Raw genomic sequence first — 15,095 nt, forward strand, 5'->3', positions numbered from 1 at the left:
CGTAGGATCCATCATTGCACCTCTATTTGGGCCTGGAGTGCGCCCGCGCTGCGGAGCGCCTGAAGAATGGTGATCAGGTCGCGGGGGCTCACACCGAGCGCGTTGAGGCCGGAGACGAGCGACTGGAGCGAGGCACCGCCGCCAAGCATCGCGAGCGAACGGCCGCTGCCGTCGTCGACATCGATCTGCGTCCGCGGGAGCACCACTGTCTCGCCGTCCGAGAACGGCTCGGGTTGCGATGCGATCGGCGTTTCGGAAACGCTGATGGTGAGCCCGCCCTGCGCGATCGCGACGGGGCTGACCCGAACGTCCGCGCCCATCACCACGGTACCCGACGCCTCGTTGATCACGACACGCGCGGGCAAATCGACCTCGACGGGCAGATTCTCGATGCGCGCGACGAGTTCGATCACGCTGCCGGGCGCGCCATCGCGCGAGCGCAGTTCGACCGTGGCGGGGTCAAGCACCTCGGCCGCTCCCATCGCCTGGCGATTGATCGCGTCGGCAATGCGGTGCGCGGTGGTGAAATCCGGATTCTTGAGCGCGAGCTTGAGGCTCGACGCCGATTTCAGCGCATAGGGCACCTCACGCTCGATGATCGCGCCGCCCGCGATGCGCCCCGACGTGGATACGCCGCGCGTCACGCTGGCCGCCTGACCGCGCGCCTGGAAACCCGAGATCGCGACAGGACCCTGCGCCACCGCATAGATCTCGCCATCGAGCGCGCGGAGCGACGACACGAGCAACGTGCCCCCCTGAAGACTGGTGGAGTCGCCAAGCGCCGAGACCTGGACGTCGATCGTCGATCCCGTGCGCGCAAAGGCCGGCATTGTGGCGGTCACCGAAACTGCAGCGACATTCTCTGTCCGCATCTGGGTGCCGCGAATATTGACGCCCATCCGTTCGAGCATCGCCTGCATCGTCTCTTCGGTGAAGGGAACGTTGCGGATGCGGTCACCCGTGCCGGCAAGGCCGACGACGAGACCATAGCCGACGAGCTGGTTGCCGCGGACATTCTCGACATCGACGATGTCCTTGATCCGCGGCGCTGGCCCGGCCTGCGCGGGGGTCACGACGCACGCGGCGAGCATCGCCGCGGAGGCGAAGAATAGCGCGCGCGCGCTGAAGCTGGATGAGGTTCGCATCATAGTCCTTATAGGATGAAGGCGGGCGCGATGGCGGCGGCAGGGCGTGATTTTGCGCGCATCAGGCGGCCTTGCGCGCGAGGCGCATGACATAGCCGATGATCTCGGCGACGGCGGCGTAATGCTCGATCGGAATGGGATGGTCGATGTCGACCGCGGCATAGAGCGCGCGCGCCAATGGGGGGCTCTCGACGATCGGCACCTTGTTGTCGCCCGCGATCTCGCGAATCCTGAGCGCGACTGCGTCGACCCCCTTGGCGACCACGATCGGAGCGGCCATGTCGCCATGCTCATATTTGAGCGCGACCGCATAGTGCGTCGGATTTGTGATGATCACGCTGGCGCCAGGCACCGCGGCCATCATCCGCTTGCGCGCGCGCTGCATGCGGATCTGGCGGATCTTGGCCTTGATCTTGGGATCGCCGTCGCTCTGCTTCAGCTCGTCCTTGAGCTCCTGCAGGCTCATCCGCATCTTTTTCATATAGGCGCGGCGCTGATAGACGAAGTCGAAGCCCGCAAGCATCACCACGAGAATCGCGACCGTCTTGATCATCTGATAGACGAGTTCCACGGCCGCCTGCCCGATCGCGCCCGGGTCCGAACCAATGAGCTGGTCGAACGCGACCGCCTTGGGCCAGACGACGATGACCGCCACGATGCAGATGACGAAGAACTTGGCGAGCGTCTTGGCGAACTCGACCAGCGCCCGCTTGCCGAGCAAGCGGCCGAGACCCGTCATCGGATTGAGCTTGGACCATTTGGGGCTGACGCGCGACCAGGAGAGCGTCGGCCTTCCCTGCAGAAACATCGTGAGCAGCGCGCAGCCAAAGAGCAGGCCGGCGACCGGCGCAAGCGACAACCCAAGCTGCACGAGCACGCCGCCGATCAGGTTCTGTGCACCCTCGGGTTCCATCGCGAAATCGTCGGCGCTGCCCCAGAGCCGGACGAACATCGCGCCAAGGCTGGACAGCGCCATTGCCCCCACCCCGCCGGCCATCGCGACGATCGCCACGAACATTACGGCATGGCGCATTTCGGGCGCGCTTGCGACGTCGCCCTTGGCGCGCGCGTCATCCAGCTTCTTCTGGGTCGGTTCCTCGGTCTTGTTGTCCTTGTCGCTGTCAGACATGGCCTAGAGGCTCCATCCATTCTGGAAATAGGCCGCCATGGCCTGTGCGAAGGCGGTGAGCGCCGTGCCGATCGTGACCGCGAACAGCGCGAGACCGAGCAGGATGTTGAGCGGCTGGGTGATGAAGAAAACCTGGATCGCGGGAGCCATACGCGCCGCAAGGCCAAGCGCCACGTTGAAGACGATGCCATAGACGAGCAGCGGCGCAGACAGGCTGAGCGCGAGCGCCATGGCGCTGCCCGTGGTCTGCACCGCGAGCCGCGCGAAATCCTCGGCCGGGGGCAGGCCGCCGATGGGAAACAGCGTGTAGCTGTGCACCATCGATGCGATCCAGAGATGATGCACGCCCATCGCCATGCACGTGACCGCAGCCGCAACCGTGACGAGGCGTGCGAGCAAGGTGGATTGCCCGCCCAAGGCGGGGTCCGCGATCAGCGCCGAGGACAGGCCGACCTGCATCGATACAATTGCGCCAGCCATTGCGGCAGCATTGAAAAGAATGCGGATGATCATGCCCATCGCGATCCCGACAAGCGTTTCGGCGATGATAATGCCGGGCAGCGCTGTGTCCGAACGGATCACGGGTGAGACGCGCCCCTCAAGCAACCCGAACAATCCCGCCGTAAAGCCCAGCGCGAGCAACAAGCGCACGCGCGGCGGGATTGCATCCTCCGAAAAGGCGGGGAGCAGCATCAGTACCGCCCCGATCCGTGCGAACAGGATGAGGAAGGCCGTCGCGTCGAAAGGCAGATCGGTCATGGTTCAGCCGGCGACAATGATGTCCGCGATCCGCGCCATGAAGGCGGAGAGCGCCGAACCGATCATCGGCAGCGAAAGCAGCATGACGATGCCCATCACCAGGATCTTGGGGACGAAGGTGAGCGTCATTTCCTGAATCTGCGTCAGCGCCTGAAACAGGCCGATCGCGACGCCGACGATCAGCGAGGCGATCAGCATCGGCCCGACGATCGTCAGCGTCAGCAGCAGCCCGGCCTTGGCCAGCTCCATTGCCTGAAAGGAGTCCATATGTGTTGCCTTCGAATGTCCAACTAACCGCTCGTCCTGAGGAGCCGTTGAGCGGAGCCGAAACGGCGTCTCGAAGGACATGGGTGCCGGTCCTTCGAGACGGGTCCCTTCGACTGCCTGCCAAGGCAGGCGCTCAGGACATGCTTCGCCACGCTCAGTCCCTCCTCAGGATAAGCGGTGGGTGGCCGTGGCTTGCCAGCCGTCAGATCTGCATGCGCATGATTTCGGAATAGGCGCTGACCACGCGGTCGCGCACAGCGACCACGGTGTCGAGCGCGGTCTCGGCCGCCCCGATCGCGGTGACGACGTCGATCAGATCGCCCTTTCCCGCCACCTGCTGCGCGCTGGCGGCCTCGGCCTGACGGAGCGAGCCCGCGGCGTCGGTCACCATGTTCTCGATCATCGCGCCGAAGCCGCCCGATGCGGGCGCGGCGGTGGGGGCGGCGTTTTCGACGTCCCCTGTTTTGGACGCAATACCGGTCATCGCGCGTCCGTAGGCGGACGCAGCGTCAAGAGCTCCAATGGACATTGTTCTTCCTCTTATTTGAGCAGGTCGATGGTGCGCATCGTCAGGCCGCGCGCGGCCTCGATCGCGTTGAGATTAGCTTCGTAGGACCGCTGCGCGGCCTTCATGTCGGCGGATTCGATCAGGCCGTTCACATTGGGCCGGCGGACGTATCCCTGCGCGTTGGCCGCGGGATTACCTGGCTGATAGATCTGCGGGAAATCACTCTTGTCCCCCTCGATCGATTTCACCGTGACATTGGTCGCACCACTCGCGCGATCGACCTCGGCCTTGAAAGTCGCGACACGACGGCGATAGGGATCGCCGCCCGCGGTGCGCGCCACAGAATCCTGGTTGGCGAGGTTCTCGGCGATCACACGCATTCGGAGCGACTGCGCACGCAGGCCCGATGCAGAAACGCCGATAGAAGACTTCAAATCCATGGTTCCTCCAGCAAACACGCTGCCGACATCCCTCTTATAGGCATTTTTTGCCTAGTGCCGGAGGTTCCCATAAAATTATTCCTATAACGCCCTTGAAAGGAGACACACATGTCTGTGCTCGAGGGTATTCCCATTGATCTGTCGATCGTGCTCGGATCGACCGACATTCCGATCCGTCAGGTACTGAAGATGAGCCGCGGGGCGATGATCCCGCTCGATTGCGGCCACAATGACCCCACACTGGTCTATGTGAACGACGAGCTGGTCGCGAAAGGCAAGGTGCTCGTCGACGGCGAACACATGTCGCTCGAGATCATCGAAGTCGTGCAGCGCGGTCGCTGAGATGGATTTCCTATCGCTGCTCCGCACGCTGGGTGCGCTTGGCGTGGTGCTCGGCTTGCTCGCCGGCGCACTCTGGGCCGTGCGACGCTACGAAATAAAGCTGCCTGGAGGCGTGATCGGTGGCCTCATCGGCGCCGGTGCGGGCTCCCGCCGCATCGAGATCGTCGAACGGCTTTCCATCGACGCGCGCCGCTCGGTCGCGCTCATCCGCCGCGACAACAAGGAGCATCTCGTGATGATCGCCCCCGAAGGGCTGCTGATGCTCGAAACCGCGATCACATCCAAACCAGGCACCAAGGCGAAGCCTCATGCGTAAGATCTGTTTTCTCGCATTCACCGGCCTGCTGACGCTTGTTTTTGCTGAGCCGGCGCTCGCGCAGAGCGTGTCGGCCAATCTTGGCGAGGGTTCGATTTCGGGCCGCGCGATCCAGCTCGTCCTGATGTTGACCGTGTTAAGCCTTGCGCCGGGCATATTGATGACGGTCACCTCGTTCACGCGCATCGTCGTCGCGCTCTCGCTGCTCCGCACAGGCATCGGCGCGCCCGGCGTCCCGCCCAACCCGGTCATCATCAGCCTCGCGCTGTTCCTGTCCTTCTTCGTCATGGCGCCGACTTTCGATCAGGCGTGGAAACAGGGTGTTACGCCCTATAATGAGGGGCGCATCAGCGAAGCGCAGGCGTTCGAGCGGACCTCCAAGCCGTTTCACGCCTTCATGCTCAAGCATGTCCGCGACGAGGACGTGCAGCTTTTCGTCGAGCTTTCGGGCAAGAAGCCCGCGACGCGCGCGGAGCTGCCGATGACGACGCTAATGCCGGCCTTCATGATCTCCGAGCTGCGTCGCGCCTTCGAGATCGGTTTCCTGCTGCTATTGCCCTTTCTTGTCATCGACCTCGCGGTCGCCGCGGTGCTGATGGCGATGGGCATGATGATGCTGCCACCCGCGACGATATCGCTACCGATGAAGATCATCTTCTTCGTCCTCGTGGATGGCTGGGCACTCATTGCAGGATCGCTGATCAAGAGCTTTGGCGGACCCGGCTGATCAGGCTTCCGCCATGTAACCAGGTCCGCGTCCTGCCGACCTGGTTACATGGCGCATCATTCGCCCCATGCCACGGCAGCCGCATAACGCGTCGCCGGATCATCGAGCCACGCAGCAAGGGCCGCAAAGGCGATCGGCTCGAGGAAAGCGATGCCGGCATTGTCGCCGCGCACCCAGCGAACGACGCCTCGCATCGGCTCGAGCCCCGGCACGGACAAAATCAGGATCGCGCCCATTTCCAGCGGCGTCCGGGTACGCAGTTTCGCCCCGCCCTGTGAAAGATCGAGCAGCGAGGCGCGCTGAGGATGCCCGTCAATGCGGATATCTGCCCAGCAACTTGTCGGCAGTCGTGGTGCGCGCGGTGCGGGAGCGCCCTTGCGCCGCACCGTCGTGGATTCGGCCAGCAGGCGCTCGACGTCTACCGGCGCATCGAACTGGACGCCGATCGCCTTGCGATCGGTCCAGCGCACCACGCCCGTCACGGCGTCGCTGTTGCGGAACTCGATGCGGACGCTTTCTCCCAGCGTGAAGCGTGCGCGGACTTCGGCCCTCAACCCGCCTTCGGAAAGGTTGCGGATGCGGCAAAGCGCGTCGCGCCTGTCCCCGATCACGCGCCCGACGAGCAGCAGCGTCAACGTGCGCGGCGCGCGCGGCGCCACCGGCGTCGACGATGCATCGCGCGTCGGCGTATCGAGGCTGTTCTCGGGATGGTCGAACGACAGCAAGGTCATGGGTCTCTCCTCGAAAACCAACTCAAACGGGCGAAGCCTGGGTGACCACAGCGCGACGGATCACGCCTTTGCCATAGGTCTCGGCGGCGGCTTCGATGACGACCTTGCGGAACGCGGACAGGCTCGGGATCAGTCCGTCACGGCCGCTGGCCATGGGGGTGCGATAGGTGCGCATGTTGATCGCGTTAAGCAGGATCGGCAGTCGCGCCTCCACGTCCTCGCGCGTGCCGGCCGCCACCTCGAGCTGCACCTCGAACGAGACGTAGCCCGAAAGACGGCCATCGGCGAAAACCAGCGGCGCGAGTACCGTGCCCGTGGGCACGAACTCGGTCGACTCCTGAAGCTGTGGCCTGGCGCCGAGCGCCATGCTCGTGCCGAACGCGGCCCCGCCGCCCACGCCTATGCCCAGCGTCAGAACCAGCGCGGATACAAGTAACCCCTTCACAGCATGCCTCCCGCGCTCAGAATGCGAAGCTCACGTCGCGCGGCAGCGCGGACGATTCTGCGAGGATCACGATCGTGATCCGGCGGTTCTCGGGGCGATCGGGGCGATCGGGATAGATCGGCTCCGAACCGGCCTTGGCCACCACCTCCGAAAAGCGGTCGGGCGTCAGCCCCGCAGCAACCATGGCCGAACGCGCGGCGAGTGCGCGTTCGCTCGACAGGTGCCAGTTGGCCTCGCTCTGCCCGCCCGCGGAATCGGTGTGCCCCTCGATTGCGATCTGTGCGCCGGTCTTGATCAGTTTGCGCGCGATCCGCGTCAGCATCTGGCGCGCATAGTCGTTGAGTTCGGCGGTCGGCCCTTTGAACATCGAGCGATTGGCGCTGTCGACCAGATGGACGCGCACGCCGTCGCGTGTCGGTTCCACGCGGACATTGCGCTTCGCATCGGGCGTCTCGGCAGGCGGTTCGATCGAGATCATCATCTCATCAGCGAGAACGCGCAGCGCGGCTTCGGGAACATCGGCGGTGCCGCCGCGCGCCGCGCCATTCGTCCCCGCTTCGGCCGAAGGCTGGCCTATCGATTGGGGGTCGTTTGCCTGGGCGCGACGACTGCGTCCGCCCAGACCGGGCTGGCTGCCGGGACTCGAGGTCAGCGTCGCCGCGGGCGAGTCCTTCGAGGTCGCTGGCGAGAAATATTCGGCCAGTCCCTTGAGCTGCGCCTTGTTGGGATTGGCGAGCAGCCAGAGCAGCATGAAGAACGCCATCATCGCGGTCACGAAGTCGGCATAGGCGACCTTCCACGCACCGCCATGGTGGGCTGCATGCTTGTGCTTCCTGACCTTGCGGATGATGATCGGCGCGTAGTCGTCCTGTGCCATGACGTCCTCAGCCGATCGCGGCGCGCAGCCGCTCCTGGATTACGGTCAGCCGCACCCGGTCGATTGCCTCGTGGATGGTCTGCCCCTGCGCCACGCGATCGAGCAGGTCGGCGCTCTCGTCGGCCTGCTGGATGACGAGATCGAACGACTGCAACTGGTCGAGATAGTCGGTGGCGAAGCGCTCGTCACAAACCAGCGTCTCGGCAAGCTGCTCGATGATCGCGCGCACGCCGCGGATCTCCTCGGCCACCGCCGCGCAGAGCGAGGTGCTCAGCAGGTCTGTCTGTGTGATCATCATCTCTCGACCGATCTTCCGTCCGTGGGTTGCTCAGAATAGTTCGACGTCGCCTGCCGGTTCGGCGACGGGCTTTGGCTTGATGACCGGCGGCGGCGCGTTGGCGACGGTCGTCGCGCGCACCCGCCCTTCATAGGGCATGAATTCCACCTTGCGCGCATGGGTCCCGCCCAGCTCGCAACGTCCGATCGCTATGCCTTCGGTTTCCATGAACTGGCGCGCAAAGGCGGCGTTGCTGCTGCCGATCGCCCCCAGACCGGCGATGATGTTGGCGCCGCCATAAAGATGCGCGCGAAGCCGCGTGCGGATTGCACCATGCTTCATCATCCCGTTGATCAGCAGCTCCATGGCATGGACGCCATAGCGCTGCATGTCAGCGGCCCCGACCGTACTGTCCGCCCCCGGCTCGCCGAGGAGGAAATGGTTCATGCCGCCTACGCGCGCCACCGGATCCTGAAGGCACACGGCCACGCAGGAACCCAGCAGCGTCGAGATCACGACATCGGGCTCAGCCACTACGCTGTGCTCGCCCTGTACGATCGGGATGCGGCGCATGGATCAGGTGAGCTCGCCGAAGACGCGCTCGATCTTTTCCTTGAGCGCCGCGGGCGCGAAGGGCTTGACCACGTAGTTGTTCACGCCCAGCGCCGCCGCTTTCTGCACGATCTCCTTGTCGGCCGAGCCGGTGAGCATGATGAAGACGGTCTTGCCGATCACGGCATCACCGCGCACGGCTTCCAGAAACTGGAGCCCGTCCATGTCGGGCATGTTATAGTCCGAGATGATCAGGTGGACGCGATCGGACTTGATCGCGGCCAACGCTTCGACCGGCCCCGCCTTGTCCCGAATGTCCTTGAACCCGAGATCCTGAAGCGTGCGCCGGATCATCGCGCGCATACTCGTCTGATCGTCGACCACCATTACTTTAATTGCAGACGCTGCCGGCATGACCCGCTCCCAATAACTACTTCCGACATGCCGCGAGGATCGCCTCGGGCATCGCCGACAAACTCAATTCCCGCTCGACCGCCCCCAGTTCGAAGGCAGCGCGCGGCATTCCGTAGACGACGCAGCTCGCCTGGTTCTGGCCAAGCGTCCGCGCCCCTGCGAGCCGCATGGCCCGAAGACCGGCCGCGCCGTCGCTGCCCATTCCCGTCAGGATTACCCCGACGGCCTGGGCGCCGAGCGGCGCCACCGAATTGAACAGCACGTCCACCGATGGCCGGTGGCCGCCCACAGGCTCCGTCGGGCGCAGCCGGATATGGCCGTTGGTGCCGCCCACCAGCTCCATGTGGTTGTCGCCCCCTGGAGCAATATAGACGGTGCCACGCTCGATCGGCATTCCAGCGGTCGCTTCGACCACGCGGACGCGCGCCTCGCGATCGAGCCGCGTCGCAAAGCCGCGCGTGAAGGCCGCCGGCATATGCTGGACGACGAGCACGGGAGGACAGTCGGACGGCAATGCCCCGATCACCGAGAACAACGCCTCGACACCGCCCGTGGACGCGCCGACCGCAATCACCACATCTCGCTGCGTTCCCGGTTGAGCCGGGGCCACCGGCGCAAGCTGCGTGGGACCGCGACGTACCGAAGAACGCTTGGCCGCCTTCACCATCTTGCGCAGCAACGCACCATCCTGCGCGATCTCGAGCGGGTTGCCGGTGGGTTTGGCGATACAGTCCACCGCGCCCAGGCGCAGGGCTTCGATCGTCGCCTCGGCACCGCGCGCCGTGAGCGTCGAGCACATGATGACGGGCATCGGCCGCAGCCGCATGATCTTTTCGAGAAAGGACAGGCCGTCCATCCCCGGCATCTCGATATCGAGCGTCACGACGTCGGGGTTGAGTTCCTTGATCATCTCGCGCGCGGCGTGCGGCTCGGGCGCCATTCCCACAACCTCGATCTCGGGATCGGATGTCAGGATGCGGTTGAGCACGGCGCGCATCGAAGCGCTGTCGTCGACGATCAGGACGCGGGTACAATCGCTCATTGCGCGGCCCCCGGCTTGACGTAGATCGTCTGCCCGACGGGCTCCATCACTGCCGCCGCTGGTCCGATAAGCCGCTCCGAATGGCCGATATAAAGAAACCCGCCGGGCGCGAGCATATCGACGAAGCGCGCCTCGAGCTCGGCCTTCGCGGCATCGTCGAAATAGATCATGACGTTACGGCAGAAAATCACGTCGTATTTCTGGCGCATCGGCCAGGCATCGAACAGGTTGAGCACACGCGCGGTGACGAGGCTGCGCAGTTCGTCGACGACCGTATGGCCGTCACCCTCGTTCCGCAGCCAGCGGCTGCGATAGCTGGGCGGGATCGGTTCGACGGTCGAGGCCGAATAATGGCCCCGCGACACTGCCTCGACGACGTGCGGAGCAATGTCGGTGGCAAGCAGCTTGACGTCGCCGTTGCGCAACCAGGATGCGCTCGCCTGCGCGTCGCCGGCAAGGCACATCGCGATCGAATAAACTTCCTCGCCGCTCGAGCAGCCCGCCGACCAGATGCGTACGGGACGGCCGAGCCGGACGCGACCCTGCAGCAGCGGTAACGCGGCCTGGCGGAGGTGATCGAAATGATGATTTTCACGAAAGAAGTGCGTGTGGTTCGTGGTCAATGCGACGACCATGGCCTCACGCTCGACGGGATCCTGCCGCACCAGCGCGACATAATCCGCGAAGCGCGTCAGGCCATGTTCGCGCAGGCGCCGCGAAAGCCGCGAGTGCACCAGCGTCACCTTGCTCTCGACAAGATGGATGCGCGCCTCTTCCTGCATGATCGCCGCGATCGCGCGGAACTCGGTCAGGCCAAGTTCAGCGGTCGCTGCGAGCGCGGAGGAGTCCGGCGCTTCAGTACCGACAGGGATGACGCTGTGCTTCACGCGGCCAGATCCGTCAGATGGCGGATGAGGCTCAGCGCATCGAGGTCGAGCAGCAACACCATCGCTTCGGTGGTCTCGGTATCAGTGGTGCGGCGCTCGATCTTGACGAGGCCGGCGATGACGCTCTCGTCATTCACTTCCACATCGGGCGCGGGCTGGATATCGCCGCCATTGATGACGACGATGTCCGCGACCTCGTCAACGAGGAAACCTGCCTGACGACCGGCGATGCTCACCACCAGGATGCACGAGCGCGGATGCAGCACGCTGGGCGCCCAGCCAAGCCGCTCGGACAAGCCCACCACCGGCACCACCGAACCACGCAGGTTGGTAACGCCCTTGATGAACGCGGGAACGCTGGGCAGCGGCGTGGGCTCTTCCCATTCGCGGATCTCGATCAGCGAGCGCATGTCGATGCCGAACATTTGCGTACCAAGCGTGAAGGTGACGATCTTGCGCTCGTCGGTTTCGGTTTCCTGGATCGTGGTCATGCTGCCATTCCTTTCAGGGCGAATTTGCTGTGGTTGCCGGACGCCGCGACGAGCGCGTCGATATCGAGGATGAGCGCGATCGAGCCATCGCCCAGGATAGTCGCGCCGCCGAGCCCGCGGATCGGATGGAGATTGTCCTCCAGGCTCTTGATGACGACCTCGCGGCGGTTGTCGATCGTGTCGACCATCAGGCCGACATGGCCGCTCGCGTCGCTCTCGACGATGATGACGACCGATTCCTCGGGGCTGCGGCGATCATTGGCGGCGAAGCCGAACATCTCGTCGACGCGCCTGATCGGCAGGTAACTGCCGCGCAGCTCGATGACTTCCTGTGTGGGCGAGGTCGGCTTGACCTGGCCCGTCTCGGGCCTCACCGTCTCGATCACATTGGCGAGCGGCACGACATAGCGCTGGTCGCCCAGCCGGACGATCATGCCGTCGAGGATCGCGAGCGTCAGCGGTAACGCCATCACAAAGGTCGTCCCCTCGCCCGGCGTCGAATGAATCTCGACGCGGCCACCCAGCGCCTCGACGTTGCTGCGGACCACGTCCATGCCGACGCCGCGGCCTGAGATGTTGGAGATCGTCTCCGCCGTCGAGAAGCCGGGCGCGCAGATCAGGCTGTCGATCTCCTCGTCGGAAAGCTGCGCGTCGGCGCTGATGATGCCCTTCTCGATCGCCTTGGCGCGTACGCGCTCGCGGTTGATGCCACGTCCATCGTCGCTGACGCGCACCACGATGCGCGCGCCCTTCTGCTCGGCAGACAGCCGGATCGTGCCTTCGGCGGGTTTGCCTGCGGCGATGCGCTCGTCAGTGCTCTCGATGCCGTGGTCGACGGCGTTGCGGATCATATGCGTCAGCGGATCGCCGATCTTCTCGATCACGCCCTTGTCGACCTCGGTCATTTCGCCGCTGGTTTCGAGCACGACCTTCTTGCCGGTCTCAGCCATCAGGTCGCGCAGCATGCGCGGCACGCGCGAGAAGGCTTGCTTTATCGGCTGCGCGCGCAGCGACATCACATTGTCCTGGATCTGTCGCGTCAGGCGCGACAGCTCGGGCAACTCGACACGTTCCTGGTCGACGGGCGACAGCCGGTCCGACAGGATCGAGCCGCGGATCACCAGCTCGCCGACCAGGTTGAGCAACTGATCGAGCTTGGAGAGGTCGACACGGATGGTCTGCGCGGCAGGCTCAGCGGTGCGGACTTCGGCAGCAGTCGTTGTCGCCGTCACAGGTGCAACCACCGCCGTCGAGGTTTCGACCAATGTCAGCATGGGGGCTTCGATCGCCTGCGCCGCGGGAGCCTCGACGACAATCGGCGTCTCGGTCACCGCATCCTGCGTGATTTCGATCACCGAATCGGGCGCTACGAAATCGAAGCATTCGCGAATGTCGGTTTCGGCGACAGTACCGGGCAGGCTCACCGTCCAGACCAGATAGCTCTCTTCGGGGTCGAGATCGCGCAGGCCGGGCAATGCCGTCGCATCCACCGCGACGATCGCACCGCCGAGACTTTCGAGCTCGCGGATGAGCAACAGCGGTTCACTGCCATTGGCGAGCGCGGCGCGCGACGGTCCGAAACGCACGGTCCATGCCTGCGGCTCGGCCGGCGCGAGATCGTCGAGATCGATTGCGACGGGCTCGAAACCGAAGGGGTCGAAATCATCGACGGCCGCCGCCACGGGCACGAAGCCGAACCCGTCATCCTCGGCCACAGGCGCAGCGGACGCCGGAGCCGCCGGGGCCGCGGGGGCCGGAGCAGCCGCGCCGGGCATGCCCTTGTGCTCAAGGATCGCGTCAAGCTGTTCCAACATTGTGGCGTCCGCCGGCACCGCAGCCGTGCCCTGCGCGGCGGCGACGTGATCCGACAGGATGTCGAACGCGTTGAGCATCACCTTGGTGACCTCTGCGCTCGCTGCGATGTGACCCGCGCGGACCTCGTCGAGGACATTCTCGAACCGGTGCGAGAAGGCGAGCAGCGCGGCATGGCCGAACGCGCCCGAACCGCCCTTGATCGAATGGACCGCCCGGAAGACGCCCGCGATGACATCGGCCGAGACGTCGCCCGCCGCCATCGCCGACAGGCCCTGTTCGGCGACGGCGAGACCCTCGGCGCACTCCTCGAAGAAGATTGCCTGGATTTCGTCCAGCTCGTCATTGCCCGTGCTCATGGGCACACGCGGCGGATGGCCGCTCCCAGCTTGGTGGCGTCGAACGGCTTGGTGATCCAGCCGGTGGCGCCGGCTTCGCGCGCTCGTGCCTTCTTGTCGTCCGAGAACTCGGTCGACAGCACGAGGATGGGCGTACCGCGGAATGTAGGCACCGCGCGCACCGCCTCGATCAGCTCGAAGCCGTCCATCTTGGGCATGTTGATATCTGTGATCAGGAGGTCGGGCTGCACCTCGTGCATACGCTCGAGCCCGTGTTCACCGTCATTGGCGCTCTCGATACGAAAGCCCTGGGCGGTCAGCGACGTCTTGAGCAGCATCCGCATGCTGGCCGAGTCATCGACGGTCAGGATAAGTTTGCTCACTGAACGGTTTCCTCTTCCGTTGCGAGGCCGATGGCGTCGCTCAGCCGGCAGGCGGCCACACGCGCGACAAAGGCGGGACTGGGATTGGAGATGATGAAGCTCTGACCGGCGCTGTCGGCTTCGGCCCTTGCGGCGACGAGAAGCTGGAGCACGGCCTGGCCCACGCTTTCGACCTCGCTGGCGTCGACGATCATCTCGCCGTCGAGGTCGCTGGCCAGGACGAGGCGTACGCGCAGGTCTTCGGCGGTGGTGGTTGAACCATGCACGGGCAGCCGCAGCGAGCGGTCTTCACCGGGCAGGTCAGACGGGTGTTGCATAGATTTCGTCCTTGGCTTGATCGAGGGCGACCTCGAGCTGCGAGAAGGAAGGCGCATAGGCTGACGGAGTCATTCGGCGCGCGAGCTCGATCGCCACCTGCGTCGGCAGGTTCTGGGCGTGCCCCAGGATGGCGGTCTTTACGATCGAATAGGGTTTGAAGTCGGCATCGACGATCTGGTGCAGCTTGGATGCGATCGGGCCGACCAGGCAGTAGGCGAGCAGCACGCCGAGGAAGGTGCCGACCAACGCGCCGCCGATCATCGCGCCGAGGATCTCCGTCGGTTGGTCGATCGAGCTCATCGTCTTGATCACGCCCAGCACCGCGGCGACGATACCCAGCGCAGGCAAGCCATCGGCCATGATCTGGAGCGAATGCTGAGGCAGAAGTTCCTCGGCATGGTGCCGCTCGATATCGTTCTCCATCGCCTCGGCAAGCTGATGGGGATCCTCGAAATTGACCGTCATCATCCGCAAATAGTCGCAGATGAACTCGACCAGCCCCTTGTCTTCGAGCAGCTTGGGATAGCGCCCGAAGATCGCGCTGTTCCCGGGCGCGTCGAGATGGCTCTCAATCGCGGTCGCCCCGCCCTTGCGGAAGGTGGCAAGCAGCGTGAAGAGCAGCGCGAGAAGGTCGCGATAATCGCCTTCGGTCCAGCGCTGTCCCTTGAACACGCGGATCACGCCGTGCCACGCCTTTTTGGCCGTCGACAGCGAGTTTCCTAGAATAAAAGCGCCAATCGCGGCGCCCGCGATCGCCATCATCTCATGCGGCAATGCGTGAGCAATGACCATCAGATTGCCGCCCGACAGCAGAAAGCTGCCGAACACGCAGACCAGAATGATAACGAGGCCGATACCGTTGAGCATGAACAGATCCGGAGAAGGTGAATGGCCG

The 15,095-nt window shown here is 64.7% G+C and carries 22 protein-coding genes; 3 read left to right on the forward strand and 19 right to left on the reverse strand.

The window, feature by feature from the left end; genetic code table 11:
* Positions 1-11: 11 nt before the first annotated feature.
* The 6 genes from D3876_RS17615 to flgC form a co-directional block, all read right to left on the reverse strand.
* Complete coding sequence (locus D3876_RS17615) at positions 12-1,091, reverse strand: flagellar basal body P-ring protein FlgI (protein WP_119765653.1); 1,080 nt, start codon at positions 1,089-1,091, stop codon at positions 12-14.
* Between the two features lie 115 nt (positions 1,092-1,206).
* Positions 1,207-2,274: a flagellar biosynthesis protein FlhB gene (gene flhB, locus D3876_RS17620; RefSeq protein ID WP_119764721.1), complete on the reverse strand. Its 1,068-nt coding sequence runs from the start codon at positions 2,272-2,274 to the stop codon at positions 1,207-1,209.
* A 3-nt stretch (positions 2,275-2,277) separates the two neighbouring features.
* The gene (fliR, locus tag D3876_RS17625) at positions 2,278-3,033 is read right to left on the reverse strand and encodes a flagellar biosynthetic protein FliR (RefSeq protein ID WP_119764723.1); all 756 of its coding nucleotides are present in this window, start codon (positions 3,031-3,033) and stop codon (positions 2,278-2,280) included.
* A 3-nt stretch (positions 3,034-3,036) separates the two neighbouring features.
* Positions 3,037-3,300, reverse strand: coding sequence for a flagellar biosynthetic protein FliQ (locus tag D3876_RS17630; RefSeq protein WP_119764725.1), 264 nt, complete (start codon positions 3,298-3,300; stop codon positions 3,037-3,039).
* A gap of 202 nt (positions 3,301-3,502) precedes the next feature.
* A complete protein-coding gene (gene fliE, locus D3876_RS17635; protein ID WP_119764727.1) occupies positions 3,503-3,829 on the reverse strand; it encodes a flagellar hook-basal body complex protein FliE in 327 nt (108 codons plus the stop codon).
* Positions 3,830-3,840: 11 nt separating this feature from the next.
* Positions 3,841-4,248, reverse strand: a complete 408-nt coding sequence (flgC, locus tag D3876_RS17640) for a flagellar basal body rod protein FlgC (protein WP_119764729.1) — start codon at positions 4,246-4,248, stop codon at positions 3,841-3,843.
* Between the two features lie 108 nt (positions 4,249-4,356).
* Here flgC and D3876_RS17645 point away from each other — a divergent pair, with 108 nt between their 5' ends.
* The 3 genes from D3876_RS17645 to fliP are packed head-to-tail and all read left to right on the forward strand — an operon-like array spanning position 4,357 to position 5,633.
* The gene (locus D3876_RS17645) at positions 4,357-4,590 is read left to right on the forward strand and encodes a FliM/FliN family flagellar motor switch protein (protein WP_119764731.1); all 234 of its coding nucleotides are present in this window, start codon (positions 4,357-4,359) and stop codon (positions 4,588-4,590) included.
* Between the two features lies 1 nt (position 4,591).
* Entirely contained in the window at positions 4,592-4,906 is a 315-nt protein-coding gene (locus D3876_RS17650; RefSeq protein ID WP_119764733.1) for a FliO/MopB family protein, read from the forward strand.
* Positions 4,899-5,633, forward strand: a complete 735-nt coding sequence (gene fliP, locus D3876_RS17655; protein ID WP_119764735.1) for a flagellar type III secretion system pore protein FliP — start codon at positions 4,899-4,901, stop codon at positions 5,631-5,633. Before D3876_RS17650 ends, fliP begins: the two co-directional genes overlap by 8 nt.
* Positions 5,634-5,689: 56 nt before the next feature.
* Here fliP and D3876_RS17660 read toward each other — a convergent pair whose 3' ends face one another.
* Genes D3876_RS17660 through motA form a run of 13 tightly spaced genes read right to left on the reverse strand, consistent with a single transcriptional unit; the run spans position 5,690 to position 15,067 of the window.
* The gene (locus D3876_RS17660; protein ID WP_119764737.1) at positions 5,690-6,364 is read right to left on the reverse strand and encodes a PilZ domain-containing protein; all 675 of its coding nucleotides are present in this window, start codon (positions 6,362-6,364) and stop codon (positions 5,690-5,692) included.
* Between the two features lie 22 nt (positions 6,365-6,386).
* Positions 6,387-6,809 carry a hypothetical protein gene (locus tag D3876_RS17665; RefSeq protein WP_119764739.1) on the reverse strand — a complete coding sequence of 141 codons (423 nt, stop codon included), beginning with the start codon at positions 6,807-6,809 and terminating at the stop codon, positions 6,387-6,389.
* A 16-nt stretch (positions 6,810-6,825) separates the two neighbouring features.
* The gene (locus D3876_RS17670; protein WP_119764741.1) at positions 6,826-7,686 is read right to left on the reverse strand and encodes a flagellar motor protein MotB; all 861 of its coding nucleotides are present in this window, start codon (positions 7,684-7,686) and stop codon (positions 6,826-6,828) included.
* Positions 7,687-7,693: 7 nt separating this feature from the next.
* Positions 7,694-7,981 (reverse strand): hypothetical protein, encoded by a 288-nt coding sequence (locus D3876_RS17675; RefSeq protein WP_238475433.1) that lies wholly within the window; start codon positions 7,979-7,981, stop codon positions 7,694-7,696.
* Positions 7,982-8,014: 33 nt separating this feature from the next.
* A complete protein-coding gene (locus D3876_RS17680; RefSeq protein WP_119764745.1) occupies positions 8,015-8,536 on the reverse strand; it encodes a chemotaxis protein CheD in 522 nt (173 codons plus the stop codon).
* A gap of 3 nt (positions 8,537-8,539) precedes the next feature.
* Positions 8,540-8,929 carry a response regulator gene (locus tag D3876_RS17685; RefSeq protein ID WP_182912055.1) on the reverse strand — a complete coding sequence of 130 codons (390 nt, stop codon included), beginning with the start codon at positions 8,927-8,929 and terminating at the stop codon, positions 8,540-8,542.
* A gap of 16 nt (positions 8,930-8,945) precedes the next feature.
* Positions 8,946-9,971: a protein-glutamate methylesterase/protein-glutamine glutaminase gene (locus D3876_RS17690; protein ID WP_119764749.1), complete on the reverse strand. Its 1,026-nt coding sequence runs from the start codon at positions 9,969-9,971 to the stop codon at positions 8,946-8,948.
* Positions 9,968-10,858, reverse strand: a complete 891-nt coding sequence (locus D3876_RS17695) for a CheR family methyltransferase (RefSeq protein ID WP_119764751.1) — start codon at positions 10,856-10,858, stop codon at positions 9,968-9,970. The genes D3876_RS17690 and D3876_RS17695 overlap by 4 nt, the downstream gene beginning before the upstream one ends.
* A complete protein-coding gene (locus D3876_RS17700) occupies positions 10,855-11,349 on the reverse strand; it encodes a chemotaxis protein CheW (protein WP_119764753.1) in 495 nt (164 codons plus the stop codon). The genes D3876_RS17695 and D3876_RS17700 overlap by 4 nt, the downstream gene beginning before the upstream one ends.
* Positions 11,346-13,520: a chemotaxis protein CheA gene (locus D3876_RS17705; protein ID WP_119764755.1), complete on the reverse strand. Its 2,175-nt coding sequence runs from the start codon at positions 13,518-13,520 to the stop codon at positions 11,346-11,348. The genes D3876_RS17700 and D3876_RS17705 overlap by 4 nt, the downstream gene beginning before the upstream one ends.
* Positions 13,517-13,882, reverse strand: coding sequence for a response regulator (locus D3876_RS17710; RefSeq protein WP_119764757.1), 366 nt, complete (start codon positions 13,880-13,882; stop codon positions 13,517-13,519). The genes D3876_RS17705 and D3876_RS17710 overlap by 4 nt, the downstream gene beginning before the upstream one ends.
* The gene (locus D3876_RS17715; protein ID WP_119764759.1) at positions 13,879-14,199 is read right to left on the reverse strand and encodes an STAS domain-containing protein; all 321 of its coding nucleotides are present in this window, start codon (positions 14,197-14,199) and stop codon (positions 13,879-13,881) included. Before D3876_RS17715 ends, D3876_RS17710 begins: the two co-directional genes overlap by 4 nt.
* Positions 14,183-15,067 carry a flagellar motor stator protein MotA gene (motA, locus tag D3876_RS17720; RefSeq protein ID WP_119764761.1) on the reverse strand — a complete coding sequence of 295 codons (885 nt, stop codon included), beginning with the start codon at positions 15,065-15,067 and terminating at the stop codon, positions 14,183-14,185. The genes D3876_RS17715 and motA overlap by 17 nt, the downstream gene beginning before the upstream one ends.
* Between the last annotated feature and the right edge of the window lie 28 nt (positions 15,068-15,095).

Source organism: Sphingomonas cavernae (genome assembly GCF_003590775.1).
In the GTDB taxonomy this organism is placed as follows: Bacteria; Pseudomonadota; Alphaproteobacteria; order Sphingomonadales; family Sphingomonadaceae; genus Sphingobium_A; species Sphingobium_A cavernae.

What these genes read in the sequence shown, in the direction of transcription:
- D3876_RS17615 (WP_119765653.1), bottom strand. Translation starts at nt 1,091, where the DNA reads ATGCTCGCCGCGTGCGTCGTGACCCCCGCGCAGGCCGGGCCAGCGCCG.
- flhB (WP_119764721.1), bottom strand. Translation starts at nt 2,274, where the DNA reads ATGTCTGACAGCGACAAGGACAACAAGACCGAGGAACCGACCCAGAAG.
- fliR (WP_119764723.1), bottom strand. Translation starts at nt 3,033, where the DNA reads ATGACCGATCTGCCTTTCGACGCGACGGCCTTCCTCATCCTGTTCGCA.
- D3876_RS17630 (WP_119764725.1), bottom strand. Translation starts at nt 3,300, where the DNA reads ATGGACTCCTTTCAGGCAATGGAGCTGGCCAAGGCCGGGCTGCTGCTG.
- fliE (WP_119764727.1), bottom strand. Translation starts at nt 3,829, where the DNA reads ATGTCCATTGGAGCTCTTGACGCTGCGTCCGCCTACGGACGCGCGATG.
- flgC (WP_119764729.1), bottom strand. Translation starts at nt 4,248, where the DNA reads ATGGATTTGAAGTCTTCTATCGGCGTTTCTGCATCGGGCCTGCGTGCG.
- D3876_RS17645 (WP_119764731.1), top strand. Translation starts at nt 4,357, where the DNA reads ATGTCTGTGCTCGAGGGTATTCCCATTGATCTGTCGATCGTGCTCGGA.
- D3876_RS17650 (WP_119764733.1), top strand. Translation starts at nt 4,592, where the DNA reads ATGGATTTCCTATCGCTGCTCCGCACGCTGGGTGCGCTTGGCGTGGTG.
- fliP (WP_119764735.1), top strand. Translation starts at nt 4,899, where the DNA reads ATGCGTAAGATCTGTTTTCTCGCATTCACCGGCCTGCTGACGCTTGTT.
- D3876_RS17660 (WP_119764737.1), bottom strand. Translation starts at nt 6,364, where the DNA reads ATGACCTTGCTGTCGTTCGACCATCCCGAGAACAGCCTCGATACGCCG.
- D3876_RS17670 (WP_119764741.1), bottom strand. Translation starts at nt 7,686, where the DNA reads ATGGCACAGGACGACTACGCGCCGATCATCATCCGCAAGGTCAGGAAG.
- D3876_RS17675 (WP_238475433.1), bottom strand. Translation starts at nt 7,981, where the DNA reads ATGATCACACAGACAGACCTGCTGAGCACCTCGCTCTGCGCGGCGGTG.
- D3876_RS17680 (WP_119764745.1), bottom strand. Translation starts at nt 8,536, where the DNA reads ATGCGCCGCATCCCGATCGTACAGGGCGAGCACAGCGTAGTGGCTGAG.
- D3876_RS17685 (WP_182912055.1), bottom strand. Translation starts at nt 8,929, where the DNA reads ATGCCGGCAGCGTCTGCAATTAAAGTAATGGTGGTCGACGATCAGACG.
- D3876_RS17690 (WP_119764749.1), bottom strand. Translation starts at nt 9,971, where the DNA reads ATGAGCGATTGTACCCGCGTCCTGATCGTCGACGACAGCGCTTCGATG.
- D3876_RS17700 (WP_119764753.1), bottom strand. Translation starts at nt 11,349, where the DNA reads ATGACCACGATCCAGGAAACCGAAACCGACGAGCGCAAGATCGTCACC.
- D3876_RS17705 (WP_119764755.1), bottom strand. Translation starts at nt 13,520, where the DNA reads ATGAGCACGGGCAATGACGAGCTGGACGAAATCCAGGCAATCTTCTTC.
- D3876_RS17715 (WP_119764759.1), bottom strand. Translation starts at nt 14,199, where the DNA reads ATGCAACACCCGTCTGACCTGCCCGGTGAAGACCGCTCGCTGCGGCTG.
- motA (WP_119764761.1), bottom strand. Translation starts at nt 15,067, where the DNA reads ATGCTCAACGGTATCGGCCTCGTTATCATTCTGGTCTGCGTGTTCGGC.